Origin of the sequence: Paracoccus sp. 228, assembly GCF_000967825.1 — a bacterium.
Classification (GTDB): Bacteria; Pseudomonadota; Alphaproteobacteria; order Rhodobacterales; family Rhodobacteraceae; genus Paracoccus; species Paracoccus marcusii.
This window is the reverse complement of record NZ_JYGY01000004.1, coordinates 123,657-150,110: the sequence shown is the minus strand read 5'-3', so window position 1 is coordinate 150,110 and position 26,454 is coordinate 123,657. Positions and strand designations below refer to the sequence as shown.

The 26,454-nt window shown below is 64.1% G+C and carries 24 protein-coding genes and 1 tRNA gene; 4 read left to right on the top strand and 21 right to left on the bottom strand.

What is annotated here, in order from left to right; translation table 11 throughout:
- Positions 1-49 precede the first annotated feature (49 nt).
- Positions 50-1,198, bottom strand: coding sequence for a glutamine-hydrolyzing carbamoyl-phosphate synthase small subunit (carA, locus tag SY26_RS13675; protein ID WP_046000974.1), 1,149 nt, complete (start codon positions 1,196-1,198; stop codon positions 50-52).
- Between the two features lie 154 nt (positions 1,199-1,352).
- On the opposite strand from carA, the gene SY26_RS13670 reads away from it, so the two are divergent.
- Complete coding sequence (locus SY26_RS13670) at positions 1,353-1,814, top strand: GatB/YqeY domain-containing protein (RefSeq protein WP_046001160.1); 462 nt, start codon at positions 1,353-1,355, stop codon at positions 1,812-1,814.
- Between the two features lie 45 nt (positions 1,815-1,859).
- Positions 1,860-2,048 carry a DUF3008 family protein gene (locus SY26_RS13665; protein WP_046000973.1) on the top strand — a complete coding sequence of 63 codons (189 nt, stop codon included), beginning with the start codon at positions 1,860-1,862 and terminating at the stop codon, positions 2,046-2,048.
- Here the strand turns inward: SY26_RS13665 and SY26_RS13660 are convergent.
- The 4 genes from SY26_RS13660 to lipB all read right to left on the bottom strand — a co-directional run bounded on the left by SY26_RS13660 (position 2,045) and on the right by lipB (position 5,607).
- Positions 2,045-2,482 (bottom strand): DUF2244 domain-containing protein, encoded by a 438-nt coding sequence (locus tag SY26_RS13660; RefSeq protein ID WP_343251962.1) that lies wholly within the window; start codon positions 2,480-2,482, stop codon positions 2,045-2,047. The two genes, SY26_RS13665 and SY26_RS13660, sit on opposite strands and share 4 nt — an antisense overlap.
- A 70-nt stretch (positions 2,483-2,552) precedes the next feature.
- Positions 2,553-4,229, bottom strand: coding sequence for a cytochrome c oxidase subunit 1 (locus SY26_RS13655; RefSeq protein ID WP_045981596.1), 1,677 nt, complete (start codon positions 4,227-4,229; stop codon positions 2,553-2,555).
- A 176-nt stretch (positions 4,230-4,405) separates the two neighbouring features.
- Complete coding sequence (locus SY26_RS13650) at positions 4,406-4,846, bottom strand: cytochrome c family protein (protein WP_045981595.1); 441 nt, start codon at positions 4,844-4,846, stop codon at positions 4,406-4,408.
- 116 nt (positions 4,847-4,962) lie between these two features.
- A complete protein-coding gene (lipB, locus tag SY26_RS13645; protein WP_046000972.1) occupies positions 4,963-5,607 on the bottom strand; it encodes a lipoyl(octanoyl) transferase LipB in 645 nt (214 codons plus the stop codon).
- Positions 5,608-5,714: 107 nt separating this feature from the next.
- On the opposite strand from lipB, the gene SY26_RS13640 reads away from it, so the two are divergent.
- Positions 5,715-5,801: transfer RNA gene (locus SY26_RS13640), tRNA-Leu, on the top strand.
- Between the two features lie 1,322 nt (positions 5,802-7,123).
- On the opposite strand, the gene SY26_RS13630 is transcribed toward SY26_RS13640, so the two are convergent.
- From SY26_RS13630 to SY26_RS21645, 8 genes are all read right to left on the bottom strand, one after another.
- Positions 7,124-7,420, bottom strand: coding sequence for a hypothetical protein (locus SY26_RS13630; protein WP_157020501.1), 297 nt, complete (start codon positions 7,418-7,420; stop codon positions 7,124-7,126).
- A gap of 2,609 nt (positions 7,421-10,029) precedes the next feature.
- Positions 10,030-11,337, bottom strand: a complete 1,308-nt coding sequence (locus SY26_RS19995; protein ID WP_052715051.1) for a virulence-associated E family protein — start codon at positions 11,335-11,337, stop codon at positions 10,030-10,032.
- A gap of 528 nt (positions 11,338-11,865) precedes the next feature.
- Complete coding sequence (locus SY26_RS13605; protein ID WP_046000968.1) at positions 11,866-12,411, bottom strand: hypothetical protein; 546 nt, start codon at positions 12,409-12,411, stop codon at positions 11,866-11,868.
- Between the two features lie 126 nt (positions 12,412-12,537).
- Positions 12,538-12,729 (bottom strand): AlpA family transcriptional regulator, encoded by a 192-nt coding sequence (locus SY26_RS13600; RefSeq protein WP_046000967.1) that lies wholly within the window; start codon positions 12,727-12,729, stop codon positions 12,538-12,540.
- Between the two features lie 495 nt (positions 12,730-13,224).
- Complete coding sequence (locus SY26_RS13595; protein ID WP_046000966.1) at positions 13,225-14,463, bottom strand: site-specific integrase; 1,239 nt, start codon at positions 14,461-14,463, stop codon at positions 13,225-13,227.
- Positions 14,464-14,852: 389 nt separating this feature from the next.
- The gene (locus SY26_RS13590) at positions 14,853-15,767 is read right to left on the bottom strand and encodes an MYG1 family protein (RefSeq protein ID WP_046000965.1); all 915 of its coding nucleotides are present in this window, start codon (positions 15,765-15,767) and stop codon (positions 14,853-14,855) included.
- A 72-nt stretch (positions 15,768-15,839) separates the two neighbouring features.
- Complete coding sequence (locus SY26_RS13585; protein ID WP_042248244.1) at positions 15,840-16,151, bottom strand: ETC complex I subunit; 312 nt, start codon at positions 16,149-16,151, stop codon at positions 15,840-15,842.
- Positions 16,152-16,236: 85 nt separating this feature from the next.
- A complete protein-coding gene (locus SY26_RS21645) occupies positions 16,237-16,554 on the bottom strand; it encodes a hypothetical protein (protein WP_232303351.1) in 318 nt (105 codons plus the stop codon).
- A gap of 69 nt (positions 16,555-16,623) precedes the next feature.
- Here SY26_RS21645 and SY26_RS21640 point away from each other — a divergent pair, with 69 nt between their 5' ends.
- Positions 16,624-16,905, top strand: a complete 282-nt coding sequence (locus SY26_RS21640; protein WP_046000963.1) for an I78 family peptidase inhibitor — start codon at positions 16,624-16,626, stop codon at positions 16,903-16,905.
- Here SY26_RS21640 and uvrB read toward each other — a convergent pair.
- The 8 genes from uvrB to sufB form a co-directional block, all read right to left on the bottom strand.
- Complete coding sequence (gene uvrB / locus SY26_RS13570; RefSeq protein ID WP_046000962.1) at positions 16,902-19,088, bottom strand: excinuclease ABC subunit UvrB; 2,187 nt, start codon at positions 19,086-19,088, stop codon at positions 16,902-16,904. The two genes, SY26_RS21640 and uvrB, sit on opposite strands and share 4 nt — an antisense overlap.
- 55 nt (positions 19,089-19,143) lie before the next feature.
- A complete protein-coding gene (locus SY26_RS13565; protein ID WP_046000961.1) occupies positions 19,144-20,361 on the bottom strand; it encodes an FAD-binding oxidoreductase in 1,218 nt (405 codons plus the stop codon).
- Positions 20,362-20,463: 102 nt separating this feature from the next.
- Positions 20,464-21,675 carry a cysteine desulfurase gene (locus SY26_RS13560; RefSeq protein WP_046000960.1) on the bottom strand — a complete coding sequence of 404 codons (1,212 nt, stop codon included), beginning with the start codon at positions 21,673-21,675 and terminating at the stop codon, positions 20,464-20,466.
- Entirely contained in the window at positions 21,672-22,265 is a 594-nt protein-coding gene (locus SY26_RS13555; protein ID WP_046000959.1) for a Yip1 family protein, read from the bottom strand. Before SY26_RS13555 ends, SY26_RS13560 begins: the two co-directional genes overlap by 4 nt.
- Complete coding sequence (locus SY26_RS13550) at positions 22,262-22,780, bottom strand: hypothetical protein (RefSeq protein ID WP_232303350.1); 519 nt, start codon at positions 22,778-22,780, stop codon at positions 22,262-22,264. Before SY26_RS13550 ends, SY26_RS13555 begins: the two co-directional genes overlap by 4 nt.
- A complete protein-coding gene (locus SY26_RS13545; protein WP_046000958.1) occupies positions 22,753-24,087 on the bottom strand; it encodes a SufD family Fe-S cluster assembly protein in 1,335 nt (444 codons plus the stop codon). The genes SY26_RS13550 and SY26_RS13545 overlap by 28 nt, the downstream gene beginning before the upstream one ends.
- Complete coding sequence (gene sufC / locus SY26_RS13540) at positions 24,087-24,842, bottom strand: Fe-S cluster assembly ATPase SufC (protein WP_045982236.1); 756 nt, start codon at positions 24,840-24,842, stop codon at positions 24,087-24,089. Before sufC ends, SY26_RS13545 begins: the two co-directional genes overlap by 1 nt.
- Before the next feature lie 76 nt (positions 24,843-24,918).
- Positions 24,919-26,439: a Fe-S cluster assembly protein SufB gene (gene sufB / locus SY26_RS13535; RefSeq protein WP_045982235.1), complete on the bottom strand. Its 1,521-nt coding sequence runs from the start codon at positions 26,437-26,439 to the stop codon at positions 24,919-24,921.
- Positions 26,440-26,454: the final 15 nt, after the last annotated feature.

The window sequence follows — 26,454 nt, the reverse complement described above, 5'->3', positions numbered from 1 at the left end:
GCGATCCCGCGCGACCGGCAAAATCCGGTCGCACGGGACGAATTCGTCATCATGCGCGGCGCGCGCGCATCGAATCGGTGAACCGCTTGAACAGGTACAGGCTGTCCTGGGGACCGGGCGAGGCCTCGGGGTGGTGCTGGACCGAAAAGACCGGCTTGTCCTGCATGCGGATGCCGCAGTTGCTGCCGTCGAACAGGCTGACATGGGTCTCGATCACGCCGACCGGCAGGCTTTGCGAATCGACGGCGAAACCATGGTTCATCGAGGTGATCTCGACCTTGCCCGTCTCGACGTCGCGCACGGGGTGGTTCGCGCCGTGATGGCCGTGGCCCATCTTGACCGTCTTGGCGCCAAGCGCCAGCGCCAGCATCTGGTGACCCAGGCAGATGCCGAAGATCGGCATGTCACGGCCCAGCAGGTCCTTGATCATCGGTACGGCATATTCGCCCGTGGCCGCCGGATCGCCGGGGCCGTTCGACAGGAAGACGCCCTCGGGCTCGTGCGCCATCACCTCCTCGGCGGTGGCGGTGGCGGGCAGGACGGTGACATCCGCGCCATTGGCCACCAGAGAGCGCAGGATGTTGCGTTTCGCACCGTAATCCAGCGCCACGACCTTGAACGGCTTGTCGCCGGGTGCGGTGCCGAAGCCTGCGCCCCATTCCCACGACCCCTGATCCCACCGATAGCTTTGGGCGCAGCTGACGCCGCGGGCCAGATCCAGGCCGACCAGCCCCTGCCAGTCGCGGGCGCGGGCGATCATCGCCTCGATATCGAAATTGCCGTCGGGATCATGCGCCAGGACGACATGGGGGGCACCCTGCTGACGGATCGCGCGGGTCAGGCGACGGGTGTCCACGCCGCCGATGCCGATGCGGCCGCGGCGGGCCATCCAGTCGGTCAGTTCGGACGTGCTGCGCCAGTTCGACGGCTCGGTCGGGTCCCACCGCACGACGATGCCGCTGGCGACAGGATCGGGCGCCTCGTCATCCTCCGGCGTGACGCCGGTATTGCCGATATGGGGAAAGGTGAAGGTCACGATCTGGCTAGCATAGGACGGATCGGTCATGATCTCCTGATAGCCGGTCATCGCGGTGTTGAAGACCAGCTCGGCGACGACCTCGCCGGGGGCGCCAAAGCCCATGCCATAGAAGACGGTCCCGTCGGCAAGCGCCAGGCAGGCGGTCGGTTTAGCAGCCATGTCGGCACCTCTGGAATGAAATCAGCCGGTGAATAGGGGGCGGACGCCCCAAGGTCAACCCGCAGCGGCCGGGGAGCCGCGCTTGAAACGCAGGCGCCGGGGGGCTAGATGCGGTTCTTTCGGGCGCATCCCGCGCCTTGGGTTGGAGACGAAGATGGATCTGCGCGCCAAGCTGCAAGCCGCCACCAAAGAGGCGATGAAGGCCCGCGACAGCGCCCGGCTGTCGACGCTGCGCCTGATCGCCGCCGCCGTCAAGGACCGCGAGATCGCCGCGCGCAGCGGGGACACCGACGGCACCCTGACCGAGGGCGACCTGGTCATGATCCTGTCGCGCATGGTCAAGCAGCGCCAGGAATCGGCCAAGGCCTATGAGGAGGGCGGCCGTCTGGAGCTGGCCGCCAAGGAGGAGGACGAGATCGGCGTCATCCAGGAGTTCCTGCCGCGCCAGATGAACAGCGTCGAGACGACCGCCGCGATCGACGCGGCCATCGCCGATCTGGGTGCCGAGGGCATCCGCGACATGGGTCGCGTGATGGCCGCACTGAAGGAACGCCATGCCGGGCAGATGGATTTCGGCGCCGTGGGTCCGGCCGTCAAGGCGCGCCTGCTGGCCTGAAACCCGCGCGTCGCATCACGCGTTGTGCGGGCAGGAGGTGACCCCATGCCCGCACGATCCAAAGCCCAACAACGCGCCGCAGGCGCCGCCCTGTCCGCCAAGCGTGGCGAGACGAAGGTCGGCGACCTGCAGGGCGCGTCCAAGGACATGTATCACAGCATGACCGAGGCAGAGCTGGAGGACTTTGCCAAGACCGACCACGACGACCTGCCGGAGCGCGCCGACGACGACTAGCGCAGCCGCGCCAGCCGCCGCATCAGCTCGTCGCACAGGTCGCGGCGCTCATCGGGGGTCAGGAACGCGCCCAGCTCGATCTCGCGCTGGCCGTCGGACAGGGTCAGATAGGCCTCGACCGGACCATTGCGCAGGCCCGGGCGCACCCAATAGCTGTTGGTCTGCCACAGGCGCTCCGGGCGTCCCGGATCGTTGCGCCGGATCTGCAGGCGGCTGCGGTCCATGACCAGCTCCTCGCGCGTCTGTCCGGTGCGATAGGTCTGGCGCAGGGCGATCCACACGCCCCCCACCGTCAGCATCATGAAGGGCAGCAGCCCCCACAGCACCTGCGTCCCCAGAACCGCCAGGATCGGCAGCAGCAGCAGTGTGGCCGTCGTTCCGATGAACCAGACGAAGCCTCGTTTGGGCAGCGACCGGTGCGGCCACAGGGTCACGGTTTGCAAAAAGGCCCCGGACGTGTCCGGGGCCGTTTCTGTCCAACGATAGGGCATCGAGGGATGTGCCTTAGTGGGCCGGGCTGCGGTCCCAGTCCTCGCGCTTGGGCAGCTGCTCGAACGTGTGCTCGGGCGGGGGCGAGGGCAGGGTCCATTCCAGCGTGTCGGCGTACTCGTTCCAGTAGTTGTTCTGGGTGACGCGCTTGCCGGCGAACAGGGTGTAGAACATCACGCCGATGAAGAAGATGAACGACGCGAAGGACAGATAGGCGCCCCACGAGCTGATCGCGTTCCAGAAGGCGTATTCCACCGGATAGTCGATGTAGCGGCGGGGCATGCCCTGACGGCCCAGGAAGTGCTGGGGGAAGAAGGTCAGGTTCGCACCGATGAACATCGCCCAGAAGTGCAGCTTGCCGGCCCATTCCGGGTACTGGCGACCCGACATCTTGCCGATCCAGTAGTAGATGCCCGCAAAGATCGCGAAGACCGCGCCGAGCGACATCACGTAGTGGAAGTGCGCCACGACATAGTAGGTGTCGTGATACACGCGGTCCAGCGGCGCTTGGCTCAGCACCACGCCGGTCACGCCGCCGACGGTGAACAGGAACAGGAAGCCGAAGGCCCAGAGCATCGGCGTCTTGAACTCGACCGAGCCGCCCCACATCGTCGCGATCCACGAGAAGACCTTGATGCCCGTGGGCACGGCGATCGTCATCGTGGCCAGCATGAAGTAGCTCTGCTGGGTCAGCGACATGCCGACGGTGTACATGTGGTGCGCCCAGACGACGAAGCCCAGGATCCCGATCGCGGCCATCGCCAGAACCATCGGCAGGTAGCCGAAGATCGGCTTGCGCGAGAAGGTCGCGATGACGTGGCTGATGATGCCGAAGCCGGGAAGGATGATGATGTACACTTCCGGGTGGCCGAAGAACCACAGGATGTGCTGGTACAGCACCGGGTCACCGCCGCCGGCCGGGTTGAAGAAGTTCGTGCCGAAGTTGCGGTCCATCAGCAGCATGGTGATGGCGCCGGCCAGGACGGGCAGGGCCAGCAGGATCAGCCAGGCGGTGATGAACACCGACCAGGCGAACAGCGGCACCTTGAACAGCGTCATGCCGGGGGCGCGCATGTTCAGGAAGGTGGTGATGATGTTGATCGCACCGACGATCGACGAGGCGCCCGAGACGTGAACCGCGAAGATCGCGAGGTCGGTCGAATAGCCGCCCTCGGTCGTCGACAGCGGCGGGTACAGCACCCAGCCGATGCCCGAACCGGGCTGCTGGTTGCCGCCCGGCGCCAGCAGCGAGGCGATGCCCAGCAGCAGGCCCGCGACATAGAGCCAGTAGCTGAGGTTGTTCATCCGCGGGAAGCTCATGTCCGGCGCACCGATCTGCAGCGGCATGAAGTAGTTGCCGAAACCACCGAACAGCGCCGGAATGACGACGAAGAACATCATCAGCACGCCATGATACGTGATCATGACGTTCCACAGGTGTCCGTTGGGGGTGCATTCGGCCGCGGCATTCGCGAAGAATCGCGCGCCTTCCATGCACATGTACTGCACGCCCGGCTCGTGCAGTTCCATCCGCATGTAGACGGTGAAGCTGACCGAGATCAGGCCCGCCAGGCCGGCGGTGAAAAGGTAAAGAATACCAATGTCTTTGTGATTGGTGGACATGAACCAGCGGGTGAAGAACCCGCGTGTGTCATGATGGTCGTCGTGGCCGTGTGCGGCTGCGTCTGCCATACCCGAACTCCCTCAAGATGTCGTCGATCCGGCCTGTCGACCGTCATTATCACGCATTCTTTAGACCACCTGCGGGCACCGGGCAATGCGTCACAGTGGCCCCGGAGGCAAACGCCCCGGCCGGGTCCGAAAAACCCGGCCGGGGCGCCAAGGCGGCACGGTGCCGCGTCAGAGGATCATTCGGCGGGCGCGTCCGGCGAAACCGAGGCCAGATAGGCCGCGACGTCCGCCTGGTTGCGGTTCAGCTTGAAGGTCATCTTGCTGCGGGCCGAATCGTCGCCCGACTTTTCCTTCACCCAGGCCGTCGGATCGGTCACGTAGGCGACCAGCTCCTCCTCGGTCCAGACCATGTCCGGGTTGGCTTCCTTGGCGGCCAGCAGGCCGTCGCCATAGTTGAAGCCTTCCATGTGGGCGATGGGCGCGCCGACGATGTTCCACAGGTTGGGACCGGTGGCCCCGCCCTTGACGATGTCGGTCCCGCTGTCGTCCTGGATCATGTGGCAGGCGCGGCATTTGCGGAATTCGCCCTCGCCCGCGGCGGCGTCGCCCGCTTCCTGCGCGACGGCGGGGATGGCTAGGGTCGCGCCCAACAGGGCGCCGACAATGGCTGATTTCATGCGTAGTTCCTCGCTGGGCCCTGGAGGGGCCGTGGTCTCCCGAAGGGCACCGTAGGACCAACGCGCCCCGGAAATCCAGCCATCGAAAGGTCGCATGGAAAGAATTGATCGCCGGCCTAGCCGAATGTGCGCGCAAAACCCTGGCGCAGCGCCACGTCCAGATCGGCCATCCCCACCGGCAGCCCCAGATCGACCAGCGAGGTCACGCCGTGCCCGCTGATCCCGCAGGGCACGATCCCGCCGTAATGCGACAGGTCGGGGTCCACGTTGACGGCGATGCCGTGAAAGCTGACCCATCGGCGCAGCTTGACGCCGATGGCGGCGATCTTGTCCTCGCGCATCTGGCCATCGGGCAGGGGGGGCTTGTCGGGACGCGGCACCCAGACGCCCACGCGCCCCTCGCGGATCTGGCCTGACACGCCGAAGCTGGCAAGCGCGTCGATCACCCACCCCTCCAGCTGTCCGACAAAGGCGCGCACGTCGCGGCCGCGCCGGTTCAGGTCCAGCATGACATAGGCCACGCGCTGGCCCGGCCCGTGATAGGTGTACTGACCGCCCCGCCCGGTCTGGTGCACCGGAAAGCGCGCGTCCAGCAGGTCCTGGGGGCGGGCGCTGGTCCCGGCCGTGTACAGGGGCGGGTGTTCGACCAGCCAGACGGCCTCGGGGGCCTGGCCTGCATGGATCTGCGCCACGCGATCCTCCATCAGGGCCACGGCGTCGGCATGCGCGGTCAGGCCGCTGCTGATGATCCATTCAACCATGGTTGCGATGTGGCCTCTTCGTCCGTCCCCGTCAACATCCGTCGGCATCCGCAGAAACCGCTTTTCTTTGCAACCGGCCTCGGCTATCAGGCGCGCACTGCCCGGATGCGGCCGTGGCGGAATTGGTAGACGCGCAGCGTTGAGGTCGCTGTTCCTTAACCGGAGTGGAAGTTCGAGTCTTCTCGGCCGCACCATTTACCTAATAATAGCTGTTACTTTTCATGTCGTTAGGCATGACAGCTACTATTGGTTACACACCTTGTTCCCCACCTTGCGCGGCGTTGGTGGAAGTGAGTAAACCCGCATCCCTTGCCATCTGCCGGGCCTCGTCCAGTTCCGTCGGATSTGTGACAGGCACAGCGAACGCCAGCCGATCCCGCCCAACGCGCCKGGTGAACCCGACTGGTCCCTGTGCGCCCKCGATCCAATGGAGCCCYATGTCCTGATACCGGCGRMGCTGAGAMGCAGGCGGGGCGRCCCCAACGATCGGAGCAGCTTCCAAYGCTTCATCRATCAGTTCCGCCGCGATGCCTTCGCYSCGYCGRTCCTCSCGYACCGCCAGCATCTGGCAGCGTAGGGGATACTCACCGCAGGGCGACGARCAAACTAGCGCTCCCRCGAGTTCACCKGCAGAGATGAATGTTAAGATCGGGGCCAGTCGCCCGCCTGCGCCACCAAGGACGCTAATGCCGCCCCCGAGGTCCGTTCGATCGATCGCATAGAAATGCGGCCGCTGCCATGCATAGGTCAGCGCCACGACCTCCCGCCGATCAGGTGCGGCGATGTTGTAAGGAGGATGCCCCATGATGAACATCACCGCTCGGAACCTGTCCTCGAATGTCATGGCTTCGACTAGCATGATTTYCCCCCTCGCSGACTTGCAACAGGTATCCGCCAGCGTAACCTGCATTGAYGATGCCRAAACCSGTGCCRTTYAAYGCCCCACGCAGTCGRGACATCGCGACCTTAAGCGCAAGGTAAGCAGCGGCTGGATCGGTCGGATAMGYKTCYACGYCSYSRAACATYGASGCCAGGATCTGCCGATTGCGCACGGGYTGCTTRCGGCCCCAYARCGCGSCMAKGACRCGAGCCTGCTGTTCGGGGATGCTGCAGCCCACGACYAGAGCCTCGCGWGTGATGTCGGATGGGGTYAGCCAGCGCCCACAGCAGGGGCAGGACAGGCCTTTGGGGCTACYGGCAGGCTGCACAGCCTCCGCAAGCTTCAGGCGCCAGCCGTTGCCATATCGCACCACCTGGACGCCCGGCAGCTTCCACATGATTTCGTCAACAGCCTTGCGCACGATCCTGAGACCCCGATGATACTCCGGCTGATCGRCGTCRGCCCATCCGGTCGCAATCGCGTCGAGCAGTTCAGGGGTGGTTTGCCAAGATCCTCGGGCCCGCGCTAGGGCGTTCAGCACATCCTCCCCCTCCTCGCTKATCTGGCAATCGACGATCAGGTCCGGGAGCGGGGCAAGCGTCACCTCGCCCCCGCACATGGGACAACTGGCCGTCATCACCGATAGCCGCGGCGCTTGGCTTCTGCGATCGCGCGCTGGATCGTTCGGGGGTCGTTGCCTTGGCCTGTACCGCGCAGCCAGGCCGAAACCTTGCCGCCCATCTTGGCGTCGAGATCTGTGACCAGGCGCCGCGCCAGATCGACATCCGCATCGGTGACACCTGCCTCGATCAGCTGATCCGTGGCCCGCGCACGATCGATTTCCAGCCGCTCAGGATCGACGGCGCCGAACGTCGTATTGCCCTGCGCCTCGCGGGTCAGGTCCATGATCACCCGGACGTCCTCCGGGTCCATGGCGCTGTCKCKGAAATCAGAGGCCAGYACCTCCCCCGCAGCGCGCCATTCCTCCGCYTGGSCWGCGTTGCCWCCGGCATGAGCYGCCACMGCCCAAGGCTCGAACGTGGACGCGACKGCWGCCGCRGGATCCGGCAGYGCCTCGGTSGGGAACAAGCTGGAGGCGGACGCAGGATCAGMCGCAGGCTTAGACTGCGGCGCCATGGTCACTGGCTTGGCGATCGGTCCACTGCTGAATTGCTCAGGGGGGACCGCCCCTTGAGGCACGTCGGCAGGGAACAGCGAATGAGCGTGATCCGTGTCCATCATGCAACCTCGYTGCTGTCAGAGGTTTCCAGGAGKTCTGACCARCCGGCRYGACAAATGTCAGCGGTCGATCGAGGCGCGCTTGTCCGGTTGCCCGTAGCGATGCGCTGAAGATTGCGCAGCGCGTGCCCTACGGCGTCCTGCTGGCCGACGCGGACAGAATTGAGGATACCCCCGGCAATGCGGGCCTTTTCCCGCGTCGCGTCCTCGGATGCCTGCAAATCGGCCAGGGCWGCGAYRAGATCGGCCRTCAGGCTATCGACACGCGTCGCCTTTGCCATGRTKTCGGCGGCATGAACCGCGGCGGCMGCGCGTGCCTCGGCCCGGCGCTGGGCCTCGCCGCTAGCCTGSTCCTGTTGCTCTCGMCGCTGGGCCGCGATCAAWGCATCGACGAAAACRCTGCGATCYTTCTTGAGGTGCTTGATCTCCGACAGCACTACRGCGAGGGCTTCAGCCTTCTCCGGGCTCTCGACAGCCGCCAGCGCCCCCTGTTCTGCCTCGACCTGCTTGGCGGTCAACAGGCGATCGACAGCGTCCAGCTGCGCCTGCAAGCTCTTAGGTGTCGTGCGTTCCATCACAGCCCCACCGGGTATGCTTGGCCGGCCAGTCCGGCGAGTGTCTTGCCGGTCAGTTCAGGACCAGGCTGAATGAGGCTCTGCGCCAAGTCACTCAAACGCACGGCACCCGGAAGRTGGTCGCGCAGAGGTTTRCCAGTGGCGATCAGTTCGCGGCGRATATCTGCCTCAGCGGCGGTRAGCCTCGTCAGCATCGGCCGAAGGTTCGCGATGGCGGTGTCTACCTGGGCCGCCGCCGCCATGAGTTCGGTTCGTTTCTCTGGGAATGGCATGATGGATTATCCTGTTGATGACGGAAGGTTCAGTCGTGGTTCGTCGGGTTGGGTTCAGGGGAGGTCATACGACCCTCCCGTCGGGTCGTACTCGCATTCCACGAAGTCGACCCCGCKCGRGGACGATCGCGGCAGCACCGGGCGATAGTCGACRAAAGGCGCAGGAGGGGCGGRCGGGACGAAGGCTGCAGGCTTAGGCGCAGGTGTGACTTGCGGTGCCGGTGATGGAGCCGGACGAGTATCGACCGGAGGCGCGGCATCCATCAGCTGCGGGTTCTCGGCGATGTGCAGTGCCTCTGCCGCCATGGCACGCTGCAGACGCTCTGCAAGGCCGGGGACGACCTCAGATGCCTGCGCAACGGCATCCAAGCGGGCCCGGATCATCCGCCCCTCCAATTCGACCAGTGCGTTGGGATCTGCCTCGATCGGGCGGTAGCGCGGGGCCATGTASGGCAGGACGGCCGCGTGGCAGTCCTTCTGCAGCGATGGATCATCGGAGTTCTCGGCCAAGGCAATAAGGGCCTCGATCGGGCTATATGTCGGAAACCGCTCCCGGGCTCGGGCGACGAGTTCCGTCGCCGCGATCGTCCTAAGGTTCTGGGAGCCTTTTGGGCGTCCTGCATTGGGTCGTGCGCCGCCAGAGGGCATGGTGAAACCTCATACATCTATCTGAAATCAAGAATCGCATGACAACCAGCACAGCGTCAACCGATTGTTTTTGTTGTGAATTTCGCAACACGCTTGGCATCGATTTCGAGTCTGGCGAATGCTTTACGAGGAGTAGTTAGATTTTTGTGCAGCGTATTGACTTGGCAGATCCCCGAAGCACATTGACTGCAGAGGTCTGAATGGGGACTGGAATGCTCGCGCAATTATGGCTGAATGTCCGAGCAGCAACATGGCGGGACAAAGTTCTTGCCGCTGTTCTGCTTCTGCAGGTGATATCGATCTGGTTATCGTATCTCGCGATGGACAAGGCCGACACAGCCGCTTGGGCCGCATGGGATGCAGTGTCTGAGACAAGGAGCGCTGCCTTAGCCTGTTCTGTGGCTGCCGATGATGCTTCGAAAGCTAAGTCCGAAGCATCACGTGCACAGATTGCATGCAGTATAAGGTAATACCGATATCGACTGCAGGGTGGTGCAGGCGGTGAAGGTGCTATTTTCCAAACACTCCCCAGCAGTAGAGGGTTATGGCTACTCTTACAAAATAACCACCTGCACCACCTGCACCACCTGCAGATCTTATTTATCAATCACTTAAGCCGCAGGTGGTCCGCCTTTTGAACCACCTGCAATCTTGTCCGAACCGCCTGCAACGAGCAAGTGCAGGTGGTTCGAACCTTGGTGCAGGTGGTTCAACCGAGGGTGCAGGGGGTGATAGAGGTCGTCTGCAGGGGCTTGGAAATAGAAAAGACCCGGCGCATTGGCCGGGCCCCTTCTCAACTGAACGCTCACTACCAGTCTATGCCGGGCTGCTGAGATCGCGGTTCACCGTCGCCCAGCGCCCACCATTCGGCATCGGCTACGTCACCCCGTAACCACGCGCCTGTAGACCGCCCGTCAAAGCGCAGCCCTTTCTCCTTTTTGTCGAACCCAAGACCTGTCATGGCACGCCGCATGTTCATGTGGTGCTGGCTTGTCAGCTTATTCACGTCGCTGACCTCAATGCCTACAATACGCCAGGCGTCAGATAGGCGGATTTTCCAAGAGCCATCAGGGACACGCTCAGACAGAAGATCAAACCAAGGCCCATAATCAGTTGCGTCTTTGGCAATGTCGGCCGCTGCAGCCTTCAATGCCGCATCCTCCAGCCAAAGGGCCTCGGCAGGTTCGCGCGCGACAGCTTCCGCCCATAATTGGTCCCGGACATCATGGATCGCTGCATGATCGGCACGAGACACGTTGACCAGCCAGAAACGGCGGTTCCCGGTCAGGTCCGTCAAGTAGGCGCTTTCGTTTGTCGTTCCGAACAAGACAAATTGCCGACCTCGCGTAACTGGATACCGGTCATATGCAAGCCGGGCGCGATCATGTGTTGTCGTAATGAACGATTTGACCCGATTGGCATCCCGTTTGCCGAGACCGTCCAACTCGGCCATCTCGACAATCCAAGCGCCCGCTGTCTTTTCGATCGTTACCTTGGGATCCGCTCCAACCTCCAGTTGGTCGGTGAACCAGTCACCATCCGCACACAAGGCTTTCAGCAAAGTTGATTTCCCGAGATCCTGCGGCCCTTGAAGAACTAGCATGTGATCGAACTTGCAGCCCGGCCTATGCGCGCGCCGAACAGCGGCACAAAGGACTTTCCTGCCGATGGCACGGTTTAGCGGGTTATCGGCCGCTCCGGCATAGTTGATCAGCCACTCGTCCAGCCGCTCGACGCCGTCCCACTCCAGTCCCGTCAGATAATCCCGAACCGGATGATAGGCATTGCGCTTGCCGATCAAAGACACCGCATCGGCAACCTTGTCTTTCGCGGGCTCTTGGCCATTCCGCGACCAGATGAGCGAAAATCGTATGTCGGAAAGAAGATCGTCGGTCATCACGGTCGTTCCGTTCCGCCCGTGCAGTTCCAACGCGTCCGACAGCAAGTTACGCCTGATCCTCTGGCCTCGACCAGCCAGTACGGCCTCGACCTCGAAATCGAAACGCATGTCGCCGTTGATGGCTGTCTGTGACCTTTTTAATTGTCGATCAAAAGCAACCACTGAAGCGTTTCGCTCGTGATCCACAGGCTGAATATCCTCGTTATCTTGGGTCATCACATCGCCCCCTTGGGCTTCTCACGCCACACGAAGAACAGCTGGCCGGCAACGGTCTGCCCAGGACGGAGAGAAAAGCCGGTGGCCTCCACAGAGCCTCCGACAGCGACTAGGTTTCCTGCCACGATGGCGTCAGGGKTCGGGAACGGCATCGGCCTATGCCCGCTCTGGGCAAGATGGGGGCAGCCTTCTGCCGCGATCTCTGCGCAACGCTTGTGGTTCGGAGCATTGAATGTCGCAAACCCCCAGTGGGATCCATCCTGCCTTTGCAGGCTGGGCTCACCAAGGCCGAACCAAAATCTGTCGGATGGATCAGTAGCCTTTCCACAGATAGGACACAGCCATTGCGCCACGGCTCGACGCGACCTTACAACATGCAGATCCTCATACAGGACGCGCCCTACTCCCGGTGCATGCCGCTGCCACAGCGCAAGCTTCCCGCCGGCCCATCGGCACGGCCGCACCTCGTAATGATTTTCGCCCTCCCAAGCCACCACGAATGGCACGACTGGTTGCGATGCATGCTTATCAGCCATGGTCGCACCCTCCGGCGATCAGTGCCTTGGACGCTGGGCTGAGCGTTGCCTCCAGCCGATCGAGGTGGACGGACACGGAATGCAGGAAGCCGATCGCGTCGTATACCTCCTGCCGGCCATCCCGCACCTGGAAGGACCCTTGCACCTCGTCGAACGAAGGGAACGTCCCGAAGATCGGCAGCAGGTACTTGTGCGACCAGCGCGAGGCGATGCCGCCGGACGCCTTGCGAATGACGATCGCTAGCAGGTCGGTAAGATCCTGGAGCATGATCACGTCACGGTCTGTAAGTTCGCCAATTTCTGCCGCCGTGTCGATCAGCGCGGCGATGCGAGCCTGCTGGAGCAGGTACTCGGGGTGCCCGTATGCCGATACGATCTGGGGCATGGTCATTTGTCCGAAATGCCGCGGAAACCTGATTTCCGGCATGGGGATAAGGTGTCGGTTCATCGGCAGGACGCGGATTGCGCGCCCATCAGTCGGGTCACGCTCAACTGGGCCATGCGGCAGCCGGACAGGAAGGGGAGCGAAGATTGCCATGTGCGCAGCCTTTTTGTTGCGCGGGCGGCTATGCGATGCTAAATTCACAACAGCGACGAAGTGAATTCGATCGACCGCCCTCGGTTCTGGAAACAGCGCCGGGGGTTTTCTATCCCGGCAGGAGGGTCAGGCGGCAACAGACTGGGCATCTACCCAACCGATCACCTCAGCCTCACGCCAGTAACGGCGGCGGCCCAAGTAGATTGGGCGCGGGAACCCCATTGACTGGTCATTCAGCCAGCGCCACAGGGTCATGTCGCTGATCCCGCCCAGCAGGTTCTGACGTAGGAAAGTTGCACTGACGAGTTTCTGATCCATTTTGCGACCTCATGATTGCAGTTGTTATGCTGCGACCATGAGAGAAAAATGGTTGCTATTGGCTGGTGGTCCGAACCAAAGTTCTGCTGGATTGAAATCAAAGGGTTTTTTTGGCCATTGCGAGATCCTGCCCTTAGCCCTCCCGGCCTTACATATCTTGCCAAACTAGCGCAAATACTAACGATTTCTAAGGGTTATCGCGTGGGAGCAGACAGACCAGCGGGTACGATAGGGGGGCGATAAAAACCACAATAAAACCGCAATAAAATTCTCTACGGAAAGCGTACGGAGATAAAACTCCGACTTTACAGCAACATGCGCGTCTATCTGATCCTGCTCAGTACCTATGATATATCTTCAAGCGGTCCGGCGTCGTGCTGATGCTGTGCAGATAAAACTCGCAATGGGGCAAGATGCGGGCCGGATGATGATGCGAAGCCGGAGCGAAGCCGAATAAAAGTTTCCCTCACGGTGCGTCTGATTGCAGGAGCGCCCTCACCCGCGCGCCTCAGCCAGGCGAACCACGTTCCCGGCGCTGCCTTCAACCAACTGCGTAACAAAAGCCCCCCAGGCCTCCAGCGCTTGCCGCTTCTCATCCGCATAGTCATGCCGCTGGTATACCCCCACGATGCCAGCACCAGACCCGCTGACATGGTTAAGCACGGCCTCTGTTACACGAACCGCGATCCCGAGGCGGGCAAGGCCAGTAGCGCAGGTCCGGCGCAGGTCGTGGAAGGTCCAGCGCGGAATATCGACAGGCTCGCCACGCTCCTCCGCCGCAATCCGCTCCATAGCCGCCGCAAGGTGGGCGCGCGCTTTGAAAAAGCCAGATACCGGGCTGTTGCCGGTAGTGGTGAATACGTACCCTGCAGAGCCATCCACGCGCTCTAACACTGCTAGGACCTCACGCGCTGCGTTGCTTAGAGGGACGTCATGCGCCCTGGCGTTCTTGGTCCGCGAGGCTGTCAGATGCCACGTGTCGCCCTTGATCTCACCTTTGGTCATCTGTGCCACTTCGTTCAGCCTCTGCCCGGTCAGCAGCAGCGCCATGCCCAGCGGTCCCCATGGAAAACCCTCTGCCCCGCATGCCTGCCAGAACCACCGGATCTCCTCGTCGGTCAGCACCCGGTCGCGGCTGGCTTCTTTCGCAACAGGTTTTACGCCGAGCGCCGGGTTTGCCGTAAGAATGTCACGTTCAACTGCCCAGTTTAGAAATTTGTTGAGATACGCCCTAATCCGGTTCGCAGTGACTGCTCGGCCGCTATCAGTGATGCCGTCAAGCAGATCGATGATGTCGCGCTTGCTGATCGAACCGATGTCCCGCTCGCCCCATGCCGCCACAACGAACCGATCGAGTTCGCGCCGGACCAATTCCCCGCTCTTGAGTTTCGACAGGTGCCGCTTGTGATATAGGGCAATCAGCGTCTTGATCTTGTCCCGGTCATCTTCAAGCTTGGGAGCCTTAGCGACCCTTAGTTCCTCGGCAGGATCTCGCCCCCCGGCCGAAGCAGCCAGTGCATCCCGTGCGCGTTGCCGGGCCTCAGCAAGCGACAGCACGGGATATGCGCCGAGAGACATCCGCCGATGAACCCCGGCATGACGATATCGAACCTGCCATCCCTTTTTACCAGTCGGTTGGATCACAAGGTAAAGGCCGGTGCAGATGCTGTCAGGGATCTCCTGGCGCCGCTCAATTGGCTGCATCTTGTCTACACTGGCGGCAGTCAATTTCATGGCGCGACCCTCCGGGGGAACATTCTGGGGAACACAGTGGGCTATAGCTACCGTTCCCCTGCGTTACTATCAAAGCCCACCAATGCCCCAAAAACTACGGAAAATCAACAATAACCAGCAAGAGACCGTTTTGCATCGAGACCAATCGTTAGCCACTATACTTTGACTGTTAATCAATTGGTCGTAGGTTCGATCCCTACCGCCGGAGCCAGACCTCTCCAAGTTCTTGAGTAGGTTTGGTTAAACACACAGGTGCCCGGCAGACGGCACAACATTACCCAAACTTCGATGATGACTGCAACGTATTCACGTCGGCAGCTTGCGCATTCTATCCCGTGCCCTGCAGTCGCCTGACCGCAGGGCTGTCCGATGGCTCCGGCTGTCAGCCGTCACACGTCGCTTGCCGCCACCGCCAGGTCGGCAAGACGCAAAGCGGCGTCGCGATCGGCGGCCACGGCGATAAAGCGCGCATTGTGACAAAAGCGCGCCCCGGGAACGCCCGATGCAGCCTCGAAGGCGCTATCGGTCAGGCCGGCCCAGGCTGCCGGCAGGTCTGCGCGCAGGGCGAACCCTTCCGCATCGCGGCGGATGCCGGTTAGCGCCCAGTCCGTGTCCCGCGGATGGATCACGAACAGCAGATGGTCCGCCCCCGCCGCCGTGATGGCGGAGCGAAACGGCATCCCCATCGGCAGTTCCAGCACCCGACCGTCGCGCGCGGCGGCAATGGCTGCCATAACGACGGCCTCGGCGCGATGCTTTGCGGCCTTGCGGGCCACGGCCGCCTCGACGAAGGCGCGGGCGATCGCGACCGCACCGTCAAAGGCACGGTCGTCGGCGTCGGGGCTGCGGTCATCGAAGACGGGCTTGAGGCTCTCCAGCAGCATCGGCAGGGACAGATCGGCCAGCGGCCCCGTCGGCGACAGCGCGCCGTTGTCGACCAAGTCGATGGGCAGCACCAGGTCGGCGTCAATCGCCGCATGGATCGCCCCGAGATCTACTTCGGGCACCTGCAGCGCGGCCAGGTAGTCGCGCCCGAACTGCCGCCAGATCAGTCCGAAGGAACTGTAGGGCTGGCCGTCGTCGCGCAGCGGAGGAGATTTCTGATGATGATCAAAGATCATCCGCGCGGCATCGAAATCGCGGCCCACGTCATAGATGATCCGCCCTTCCGCAGGCGTGATCCAGTCGGCGTCGCGCGTGCGCATGATCCGCGCCTGCGGGTGCAGGTGGGTCAGGATGACCGAGGACAGGACCTCATCGGCGTGAAAGCCGCCGGAATGGGTGACAAGATGCGTGACGGTCATGGAATATCCCTCAAATGCAGATGACCGCCCGGGGGCGGTCAGCAAAGCTCTGTGTCAATGGTGGATGCGGCCTCAGTGGCTCCAGGGCTCGCGGCGGTCGGTGGCGAAATTCTCGCCATAGCCGCGGGGGCGGATGTTCGTGCCACGGCGGTGCGGTTCCTGCACCACGAATTCCAGACCATGATCGCGGGCGTAATCCTCGGCCTGCTTGCGGGTGTCGAAGCGCAGGCGGACCTGGCTTTGGGTGTCGCCGCTGCTGGTCCAGCCCATCAGCGGATCGACCTCGCGCGCGTCGGCGGGCGGGAATTCCAGCACCCAGCCCTTGGTCTTGGCGGTACCGGACTGCATCGCGGTGCGGGCGGGCTGATAGATGCGCACGGGCATGGGTGATCCTTCGGATTGACTGTCCGCTGTATCGCCAAATCCGGGCGGCGGATCAAGCCCCCTGCCCCGGTCATGCCGACGCAGGTCAGGGCTGCAGGGTATCGGGCAAATCCTGGAACGGAACGCTCAGCTGCGCCGCGCCGGTCTGCTTGTCCAACAGGCAGACCGACAGTTCCGACGAAAGGTCCGGCAGCGTGGCGACGACCAGTGCCAGCGCATGGGTCTCGGTGCCGAATTCGTTCGGGGTCACGGACAGTTCCGCGTCGGGCGCCGCGTCCTGCGCCAGGCGCGTGCATTCCGCCACGGTGCGGTCGCGCAGTTCGGCCCATGCCTCGTCCGTCGAGGATTGCGCGACGGCGGGCCAGAATGCCACCATCGCCACCCAAACCGTATGTTTCATCATCTTGCTACCGGAACAACTGAACATGGCCCACGTTGGCATTCCAACACGCCGTTGTCACATGAGAGAGACGTGATCATGACCCCCTTTCGCCACCCTGTCCTTTGCGCGTCGCTGCTGATGCTGACCCTGGGCGCCTGCGCCGGCAGCCCTTATGACGTTTCCGCCCGCCAGTGCGACCTGTCCCAGCACCAGGCCCTGGTCGGACGCAACATCGGAGAGGTCCGCCTGCCGCCCAACCTGCGCAAGCGCGAGGTGCACAACCAGGGCGTCATGACGCGCGATTACAATCCCGCGCGCCTGACCATGTTCCTGGACGCCAAGGGCTGGATCGCCCGGGTGGAATGCAGCTAGCGGCCGCGCTTGGATCGCTTGTTGCCGCCCCGCTGACCGGCCCGTCCGGCGGTCGAACGGCCCGATGACTTGACGGCGGCCTCGGCTGCCTCCTCGATCACCGACTGCCGCGCCATCGGATCGTCCGAGATCGCCAGGTCCACCGCCTCCAGCCGCTTGACCTCGTCGCGCAGGCGCGCGGCCTCTTCGAACTCCAGGTTCTCTGCGGCCTTGCGCATCTGGGTGCGCATCGCGTCCAGATGGGCGGCCAGGTTCGCGCCGATCAGCGGCTTGTCCACCTTCGTGGTCACGCGCGACTGGTCGGTGTCGCCCTGCCACAGGCCTGCCAGTACGTCCTCGACGTTCTTGCGGACCGTCTGGGGCGTGATGCCGTGCTCCTCGTTATAGGCCATCTGCTTGGCGCGGCGCCGTTCGGTTTCGGCCATGGCCCGTTCCATGCTGCCGGTGATGCGGTCGGCATACATGATGACCCGCCCTTCGGAATTTCGCGCCGCCCGGCCGATGGTCTGGATCAGCGACGTCTCGGACCGCAGGAAGCCTTCCTTGTCGGCGTCCAGAATGGCCACCAGCCCGCATTCGGGAATGTCCAACCCCTCGCGCAGCAGGTTGATGCCCACCAGCACGTCGAACGCGCCCAACCGCAGGTCGCGCAGGATCTCGATCCGCTCGATCGTGTCGATGTCGCTGTGCATGTAGCGAATCTTGATGCCCTGCTCGTGCAGGTATTCGGTCAGATCCTCGGCCATGCGCTTGGTCAGCGTGGTGACCAGCGTGCGGTAACCTGCGGCGGTCACGCGGCGCACCTCGTCCAGCAGGTCGTCGACCTGCATCTCGACCGGGCGGATCTCGATCTTGGGGTCCAGAAGGCCCGTCGGGCGGATGATCTGTTCGGTGAAGACGCCGCCGGTCTGGTCCATCTCCCATTGCGCAGGCGTGGCCGACACGAACACCGACTGAGGCCGCATGGCGTCCCATTCCTCGAACTTCAGCGGGCGGTTGTCCATGCAGGACGGCAGGCGGAAGCCGTGTTCCGCCAAGGTGAACTTGCGCCGGAAGTCACCCCGGTACATGCCGCCGATCTGCGGGACAGACACGTGGCTTTCGTCGGCAAAGACGATCGCGTTGTCGGGGATGAACTCGAACAGCGTGGGGGGCGGCTCTCCGGGCGCGCGCCCGGTCAGATAGCGGCTGTAGTTCTCGATGCCGTTGCAGACGCCGGTCGCCTCAAGCATCTCGATGTCAAAGGCGGTGCGCTGCTCCAGGCGTTGCGCCTCCAGCAGCTTGCCCTCCTCGGTCAGCTGCTTCAGGCGCATCGCCAGTTCCTGCTTGATGCCCTTGATCGCCTGCTGCAGCGTCGGGCGCGGCGTCACATAGTGGCTGCTGGCATAGATGCGGATCTGCTTGAAGCTGTCGGTCTTGACCCCGGTCAGCGGATCGAACTCGGTGATCGCCTCCAGCTCGTTGCCGAAGAAATCGAACCGCCAGGCGCGGTCCTCCAGGTGGGCGGGCCAGACCTCGACCAGATCACCACGCACGCGAAAGCTGCCGCGCTGAAAGCTGGTGTCCAGCCGCTTGTACTGCTGCGCGACCAGCTGCCCCAGGAACTCGCGCTGGTCATAGCTTTCGCCCACGACCACGTCCTGTGTCATCGCCGAATAGGTCTCGACCGAACCGATGCCATAGATGCAGCTGACCGAGGCCACGATGATCACGTCATCGCGTTCCAGCAACGCCCGCGTGGCGCTGTGGCGCATCCGGTCGATGGCCTCGTTGATCTGCGATTCCTTCTCGATATAGGTATCGCTGCGGGCCACATAGGCCTCGGGCTGGTAATAGTCGTAGTAGCTGACGAAGTACTCGACCGCGTTGTCGGGGAAGAACCCCTTGAATTCGCCGTACAACTGGGCGGCTAGCGTCTTGTTGGGCGCCAGGATGATCGCGGGACGCTGCGTCTCCTCGATGATCTTGGCCATGGTGAAGGTCTTGCCCGTGCCCGTGGCCCCCAGCAGCACCTGGTCGCGCTCTCCGGCGCCGACGCCCGCCACCAGTTCGGCGATGGCCGTGGGCTGGTCGCCCGCCGGTTCGAATTCGCTTTTCAATGCAAAGCGTTTCCCGCCCTCCAGCTTGGGGCGGGTCACTTCGGGAACGCGCATCACGGGCGCGTTGGTGTTGTTGTGACCCATGAGGTTCCTGATCCGTTCGGAGTTGCCCTCAAGATGTGATGGCAGCCGCCCGGTTTCAACCGCGTTTCAGACGCCCCGGCTGAAGTTCCGCCCAGCCTAGGCCGCCTGACAGCTCATCCGCCAGGATTTCGGCCGTGACCGGGCCCAGGGTAAAGCCCTGGTGGCCGTGACCGAAATGCGCCCACAGGTTCGGCTGGTCCGGCACGCGGCCCACCACGGGCAGCATGTCGGGCATGCAGGGGCGCCGTCCGGTCCAGGGTTCGGCCTCGACCGCCGCGCCGATGTCGAACAGCTCGCGCGCGGCCTTCTCGCCATGCTTCAGCTGCGGCGGCGACAGGCGCGGATGGGGCGTCAGCTCGGCCGCGGTGGCGATGCGCAAACCGCGGCGCATGGGCGACAACACGACCGAATTGCCGAAATCGGCGATCGGGTGATGGGGCGGCAGCTCCATATGATAATGCTTGTGATAGCCGCGCTTGAACACCATCGGCACCTTGAGGCCAAAGCGCTGCGTCAGCATCGGCGACCAGGGCCCAAGTGCGATGACGGCATGTTCCGCCTCGACCTCGTCGGCGCGCCAGCCCGCGCCATGGCGGTGCAGGTCACCGGCATCGCCGTTCACGATGCGCCCGCCCCGCTTCTGGAACAGCGCCGCATAGCTGGCGACCAGGCCGCCCGGATCGGCGCAGTTCCAGCTGTCGGACCAGTGGGTCGCGCCCTCGACCTCGATGCGGATCGCGGGCTCCATCGCGCGCAGCTCGGCCCCGCTCATCAGCCGCGCCTGCACGCCGAACTCGCTCGCGAAACGTTCGGCGGTCTTGCGGGCGACATCCATCTTGGCGGGGGTGCGGTGGATCTCGATATAGCCGTTGCGGCGGATGATGTTGTCGGCGCCCGCCGCCGCGATCAAGGGGCCGTGGCGGTCGGTCGACTGGCGGATCAGCTTGCCCCAGGTCACCGATGCCCGCCTGTGCGCGGCAGGCCGCGAATTCCACGCATAGGTCGCGACCGCGCCCAGTTGCGACAGCAGGCCCTGCGGCGTCCATTTCACGTCATAGCCGCGCCCCAAGGCGATCTGGAACAGTGCGCCGGGCGACAGCGGCATGGCATAGGGCTCGACCGCTTCGGTCTGGATCAGGCCGGCATTGCCATAGCTGGTCTCGCGCCCCGGCACGCCGCGTTCGATGATGGTGACGTCATGCCCGCGCGCCTGCAGCGCCAGACCGGTGCTGACGCCCACCATACCCGCACCCAGAACCAGAACCTCGGCCATTCCCGCCCCCATCGCTGATGATGGGTCAGGGATGCAGACATTCCCGCCATCCGGCAAGATTTATCGGGCATTCTTCGACGCCCCTAGAAATCTTTGCAAGAATCAGGCGAAAAGCTCTCGGCAGAAGATCAATCCTTCGACCAGCGCGTCCACATCTGCCTGCGTGTTGTACATCGCAAAGCTGGCACGGGCGCTGGCATTGATTCCCAGATGCTCCATCAGGGGCATGGCGCAATGGCTGCCCGCACGGACCGCGATTCCCTTCTTGTCCAGGATGGTCGAGATGTCATGCGCGTGCGCCCCGTCCATCGTCATGGAGAAGATCGCGCCCTTGCCCGGCGCATCGCCCTGCACCTGCAGCCAGTTCAGCGCCCGCAGGCGGTCGCGGGCATGGTCGCGCAGCGCGCGCTCATGGGCGGCGATGTTCTCCATCCCCAGGGACATCATGTATTCCAGCGCGGCGCCCAGTCCGATCTGGTTGACGATGCCAGGCGTGCCGGCCTCGAACCGCAAGGGCGGGTCGTTATAGGTGACGGCGTCGCGGCTGACGGTGCGGATCATGTCGCCGCCGCCCAGAAAGGGCCGCATCTCGGCCTGGCGGTCGGCGCGGATCCAGATCGCGCCCGAGCCGGAGGGACCGTAAAGCTTGTGCCCCGTGATGCAGTAGAAATCGGCGCCAAGCGTCGACAGGTCCACCGGCATGTGGACCGCAGCCTGCGACCCGTCCACAACCATCGGCAGGTCGGTGCCGCGGCGGATCGCCGCGATGTCCACGACCGTCCCGGTCACGTTCGACATATGCGTCAGCGCCAGCATCCGTGTGCGCGGCGTGATGGCGGCCAGCACCTTTTCCGGCGGCAGGCTGCCATCCGCATCGGGTTCGACCCATTTCAGCACCACGCCCTGGCGTTCGCGCAGGAAATGCCAGGGCACGATATTGGCGTGATGTTCCAGCAGCGACAGCACGATCTCATCCCCGGCCTGCAGGCGCGGGGCGGCCCAGGCATAGCTGACCAGGTTCAGCGCCTCGGTCGAGCCGCTGGTGAAGATCACCTCGTCGACCGCGGGCGCATTCAGGAACCGTGCGATGATCCCGCGGACGCGCTCGTAATTGTCGGTCGTAAGGTTCGACAGGTAATGCAGGCCGCGATGGACATTGGCGTATTCACCTTCATAGGCGCGGGTGATGGCGTCGATGACGACGCGCGGCTTTTGCGCGCTGGCGCCGCTGTCCAGATAGACAAGCGGGCGCCCGTTGACCGTCGTCGACAGGATCGGAAAATCGGCACGGACGGCGTTGACGTCAAAGCTCATTGCGGCATCTCCGGCATGAGGCCAAGCGCGGCCATGAAGAACGACAGGACGAATCCCATGACCAGCAGCGTGCCGAACATGACCAGCAGCACCTTTGGGCCGCTGGTGAACCCATGGAGCGCCTTGGTGAACTGCACCGTCAGCCACAGGAACAGCGCGACCGCGATGATCCCCAGGATCCCCGCCAGCCCCGGCAGGGCCAGCGACAGCACGATCTGGGCCAATTGCACGACCAGCAGCATCACCTCGATCCAGACGGTCAGCAGCAGGGCATCCTCGAACCGGCCGTGGCCGCCGAACATGCGCCCGACCCCGGCCATCAGACCCGCGCCCAGAACGATCGCGACCAGTTGCATTCCGGCCAGGACCAGCGGCTGCCGGCTGATCGAGAACACGGCCGCCCCCTCGTCCGAGGGCAGCGGGAACAGCAGGGTCGAACCGTAGGCCAGCAGCCCCGACAGCGACACCGCCAGAACCAGCGCCATCCAGCGCACCTGCATCGGCCAGCGCTGGTCGATCAACCAGCGGGCCGCCCCTTCTGGATCGCGCAGGGTCCGGCGCGCCAGCGCCTTGAAGTCGTCGAAGGTCATTTGCGTCTCGCCAGCGCCATGATCCCGGCGCCCCAGATGAACAGGAATCCCGCACCCGCCACCGTGCGGGTCAGGGTCAGCGCGGGGGACGGGCCGATCAGCCCCGCCACCATCCCGCCCAAAAGCGTCGCGGGCGCCACCGCCATCAACGCCCAGAACAGCGCCAGGCGCGCATGGCGCGCCTCCAGCCGCCACGGGGTCAGGCGGCTGAGCAGCGCCGTCAGCCCCGCCATGGCATAGGCCACCAGCGGCATCATGAACATGGTCCCAAGGGCCGCACCCCCGATCCGCGCGTCCAGCGGGATCGACGGGTCCAACTGCGCCGCGCGCGACAGGCCCGGCGCCTGCCCGACCAGCGTGATCAGCATCGCCACCATCAGCACGACCAGCAGCGTGCTGTCGGGCATCGCCGACAGGCCCCGCACCACCCGGCGCGGGGCCCACCAGCTTTCCAGCACGCGCAGCACCATCCCGCCGCGCGGGCCGGTCATCCCTGCGGGCGTTCGGTCAGCCACGCGTCCAGCCGTTCGTTGATCTCGTCGCGCAGGCTCTCGTCGTCGACCTCGGCCAGGGCGTCGGCCAGGAACGACAGCACCAGGAAAACGATCGCCCGATCATAGGGCACCCCGCGAGAACGCAGGTAGAACAACGCACCCTCGTCGATCGCGCCCGTCGTGGACCCGTGCGAGCACTTGACGTCATCGGCATAGATCTCAAGCTCGGGCTTGGCCAGGAACTGGCTGGCGTCGTCCAGAAGCAAGGCTTGGCTGATCTGATAGCCGTCGGTCTTCTGTGCGCCGTTCTTGACCAGGATCTTGCCCTGGAACACACCGGTCGCCCCGTTCTTCAGGACCTTCTTGAACACCTGCCGGCTTTCGCCGCGCAGCGCGCCATGGGTCACGAAGACGGTGTCATCATGGTGGAACGGACCGACATCGCCGTCGCCCAGCACCGCCGCGGCGACATGGGCCACCGCATCGTCGCCGACCATGTCCACGACAGCCTCGTGGCGCATGGTGGTGCCGTTCACGACCAGCGCGAAACTCTTCAGCACCGCACCCTCGCCCACGCGGGCGAACAGGTGCGACAGGCCGACCTTGGGGTCGACGGCGCGCTTGGCCGCGATGTGGTGCAGCGTGGCGCCCGGCAGCAGATCGGCCTCGATCATGCCGTTCGACCGCGCGCCGACCATGCCGCTTTCCAGCAGCGTCAGTTCGGCACCCGATTCGACCCGGATCACGTGATGCCAGACGGCATCCGCACCGTCCGACCCGCGGCGATGCAGCACATGCACAGGACGCGAGGGCTTGCCAGTCACGCGGATCAGCAGGCCGTCGGCCGCCACGGCGGTGTTCAGCGCCGCGAAGGGGCGCTTGACCGGGGTCTGACCCGCCAGCTCCAGCGTCCCGTACAGATCGGCCGACCAGTGATCGTCCGCCTGGTCGGCCTGCGCCAGGGTGGTGATCTCGATCCCTTCCAGCGACAGGTCGTCGGATGCCGCGGCGTCGAACGCGCCGTCGACAAAGACCAGCGTCAGCTTGTCACGCGCGGTGAACAGCGGCGATTCCGGGCCCGTATCGATGGCCAGCGCCTGCGGCTCGGGCGCGTTGAACGGGCGCGGGTCGGTATAGCGCCAGTATTCGTCGCGCGGGCCCGGCAGGCCCATGGCGCGCAGCCGTGCCAGCGCGTCGGCGCGCGCGGCGGCGGTGAACCCACCCGTGGGCAGCGTGGTCGCGGCCAGCCGCGCATCCAGCGCATTGGCGGGCTTGGGCGCGCCGGTGACCTGCGGGGTCTGGATTTCCTGAACGGCGGATTCGGACATCAGCCGGCCTCCGCCAACAGGTCGCCATAGCCGTTCTCTTCGACTTCCAGCGCCAGTTCGGGGCCGCCCGACTTGATGATCCGGCCGTTGGACATGATGTGCACGACGTCCGGCTGGATATGGTTCAGCAGGCGCTGATAGTGGGTGATGACCAGAAAGCTGCGGCCTTCGCTGCGCAGGGCGTTCACGCCGTCGCTGACAAGGCGCATCGCATCGACGTCCAGACCCGAATCGGTCTCGTCCATGATGCACATGCGGGGCTCCAGCATGGCCATCTGCAGGATCTCGTTGCGCTTCTTCTCGCCGCCCGAAAAGCCGACATTGACGGGGCGCTTCAGCATGTCGGGGCTGATCTGCAGCTCTGCCGCCTTGGCGCGCACGACCTTCAGGAACTCTCCTGCAGTCAGCTCGGCCTCGCCGCGCGCCTTGCGCTGCGCGTTCACGGCGGTGCGTAGGAACGTCATGTTGCCGACGCCCGGAATCTCGACAGGGTACTGGAACGCCAGGAACAGGCCCGCGGCCGCACGCTCCTCGGGCTCCATGTCCAGCAGGCTCTCGCCGTCCAGCGTGGCGCTGCCGTCGGTGACCTCATAGCCGTCGCGGCCCGACAGGACATAGGACAGCGTGGACTTGCCCGACCCGTTCGGGCCCATGATCGCATGGACCTCTCCGGCCGGAACCTCCAGCGTCAGACCCTTCAGGATCTGCTTGTCCTCGTCCTCAAGTTTGACGTGCAGATTGTTGATTTTCAGCATATTTCCCTCAAACGGCAAAGGCGCCACCGGGGCGCCGCATCTATGGTGGCCGGGCAGCAATGCCCGGCCGGATCGATCAGCCCACCGAGCCTTCAAGCGAGATCGCGACCAGCGCCTGCGCCTCCATGGCGAATTCCATGGGCAGGGCCTGCAGGACCTCGCGGCAGAACCCGTTGACGACCAGCGCCACGGCCTCTTCCTCGTCCATCCCGCGCGACCGGCAATAGAACAGCTGGTCGTCGTCGACCTTGCTGGTCGTCGCCTCGTGCTCCACGCGGCTGCTGCTGTTCTTGACCTCGATGTAGGGCACGGTATGCGCCCCGCACTTGTCGCCGATCAGCAGGCTGTCGCACTGGGTATAGTTGCGGCTGTTCGTGGCGCGCGGGTGCATGGTGACCAGCCCGCGATAGGTGTTCTGCGCCTGCCCTGCCGAAATCCCCTTGGACACGATCCGCGAACGCGTGTTCTTGCCCAGGTGAATCATCTTGGTGCCGGTATCGGCCTGCTGCCAGTTGTTGGCGATGGCGATCGAATAGAACTCGCCCTGGCTCTCGTTGCCGCGCAGGATGCAGGACGGGTACTTCCAGGTGATCGCCGATCCGGTCTCGACCTGCGTCCACATCACCTTGGCCCGGTCGCCGCGGCAGTCGGCGCGCTTGGTGACGAAGTTGTAGATGCCGCCCTTGCCGTCCTCGTCGCCGGGGAACCAGTTCTGGACGGTCGAGTACTTGATCTCGGCATCCTCGAGGATGACCAGCTCAACGACCGCGGCATGCAGCTGGTTGGTGTCGCGCTTGGGCGCGGTGCAGCCTTCCAGATAGCTGACATGGGCGCCCTTGTCGGCGATGATCAGGGTCCGTTCGAACTGGCCGGTGTTCTCCGCATTGATGCGGAAATAGGTCGACAGTTCCATCGGGCACTTCACGCCGGGCGGGATGTAGACGAAGCTGCCATCCGAGAACACGGCGCTGTTCAGCGTCGCGAAATAGTTGTCAGACTGCGGTACGACCGATCCCAGGTACTTGCGCACCAGTTCGGGATGCTCGCGGATCGCCTCGCTGATCGAACAGAAAATCACCCCGGCCTTGGCCAGTTCGTCCTTGAAGGTCGTGCCCAGGCTGACGCTGTCGAAGACGGCGTCAACGGCCACGCGGCGACCCTCGGCGGGCGCATCCTCGGCGCCCTCGACGCCCGCCAGGATCATCTGCTCGCGCAGCGGGATGCCCAGCTTGTCATAGGTCGCCAGCAGCTTGGGGTCCACGTCGTCGAGCGACTTGGGCTTCTCCTCCATGCTCTTGGGACGCGCATAGTAATACTGGTCCTGATAGTCGATCTCGGGATAGTTCAGCATCGCCCATTTCGGCTCTGCCATGGTGACCCAGCGGCGATAGGCTTCCAGCCGCCATTCGGTCATCCATTCCGGTTCCTGGTTCTTGGCCGAGATCAGACGGACGATATCCTCGTTCACGCCCTTGGGCGCATAGTCCATCTCGATCTCGGTGTTCCAGCCGTATTTGTAGCTGCCCATGTTCTGGACAGTCTCGACCGTTTCCCGGTCTACGCCTTCGCGCACGTCAAGATCGGTGATGTCCGTCATCCTTCAGTCCTTTTC

Coding starts and splice junctions, on each gene's coding strand:
- carA (WP_046000974.1), bottom strand. CDS start 1,198: ATGGCTGCTAAACCGACCGCCTGCCTGGCGCTTGCCGACGGGACCGTC.
- SY26_RS13670 (WP_046001160.1), top strand. CDS start 1,353: ATGGATCTGCGCGCCAAGCTGCAAGCCGCCACCAAAGAGGCGATGAAG.
- SY26_RS13665 (WP_046000973.1), top strand. CDS start 1,860: ATGCCCGCACGATCCAAAGCCCAACAACGCGCCGCAGGCGCCGCCCTG.
- SY26_RS13655 (WP_045981596.1), bottom strand. CDS start 4,229: ATGGCAGACGCAGCCGCACACGGCCACGACGACCATCATGACACACGC.
- SY26_RS13650 (WP_045981595.1), bottom strand. CDS start 4,846: ATGAAATCAGCCATTGTCGGCGCCCTGTTGGGCGCGACCCTAGCCATC.
- lipB (WP_046000972.1), bottom strand. CDS start 5,607: ATGGTTGAATGGATCATCAGCAGCGGCCTGACCGCGCATGCCGACGCC.
- SY26_RS13630 (WP_157020501.1), bottom strand. CDS start 7,420: ATGGACCCGGAGGACGTCCGGGTGATCATGGACCTGACCCGCGAGGCG.
- SY26_RS19995 (WP_052715051.1), bottom strand. CDS start 11,337: ATGACCCAAGATAACGAGGATATTCAGCCTGTGGATCACGAGCGAAAC.
- SY26_RS13605 (WP_046000968.1), bottom strand. CDS start 12,411: ATGGCAATCTTCGCTCCCCTTCCTGTCCGGCTGCCGCATGGCCCAGTT.
- SY26_RS13600 (WP_046000967.1), bottom strand. CDS start 12,729: ATGGATCAGAAACTCGTCAGTGCAACTTTCCTACGTCAGAACCTGCTG.
- SY26_RS13595 (WP_046000966.1), bottom strand. CDS start 14,463: ATGAAATTGACTGCCGCCAGTGTAGACAAGATGCAGCCAATTGAGCGG.
- SY26_RS13590 (WP_046000965.1), bottom strand. CDS start 15,767: ATGACCGTCACGCATCTTGTCACCCATTCCGGCGGCTTTCACGCCGAT.
- SY26_RS13585 (WP_042248244.1), bottom strand. CDS start 16,151: ATGCCCGTGCGCATCTATCAGCCCGCCCGCACCGCGATGCAGTCCGGT.
- SY26_RS21645 (WP_232303351.1), bottom strand. CDS start 16,554: ATGATGAAACATACGGTTTGGGTGGCGATGGTGGCATTCTGGCCCGCC.
- uvrB (WP_046000962.1), bottom strand. CDS start 19,088: ATGGGTCACAACAACACCAACGCGCCCGTGATGCGCGTTCCCGAAGTG.
- SY26_RS13565 (WP_046000961.1), bottom strand. CDS start 20,361: ATGGCCGAGGTTCTGGTTCTGGGTGCGGGTATGGTGGGCGTCAGCACC.
- SY26_RS13560 (WP_046000960.1), bottom strand. CDS start 21,675: ATGAGCTTTGACGTCAACGCCGTCCGTGCCGATTTTCCGATCCTGTCG.
- SY26_RS13555 (WP_046000959.1), bottom strand. CDS start 22,265: ATGACCTTCGACGACTTCAAGGCGCTGGCGCGCCGGACCCTGCGCGAT.
- SY26_RS13545 (WP_046000958.1), bottom strand. CDS start 24,087: ATGTCCGAATCCGCCGTTCAGGAAATCCAGACCCCGCAGGTCACCGGC.
- sufC (WP_045982236.1), bottom strand. CDS start 24,842: ATGCTGAAAATCAACAATCTGCACGTCAAACTTGAGGACGAGGACAAG.
- sufB (WP_045982235.1), bottom strand. CDS start 26,439: ATGACGGACATCACCGATCTTGACGTGCGCGAAGGCGTAGACCGGGAA.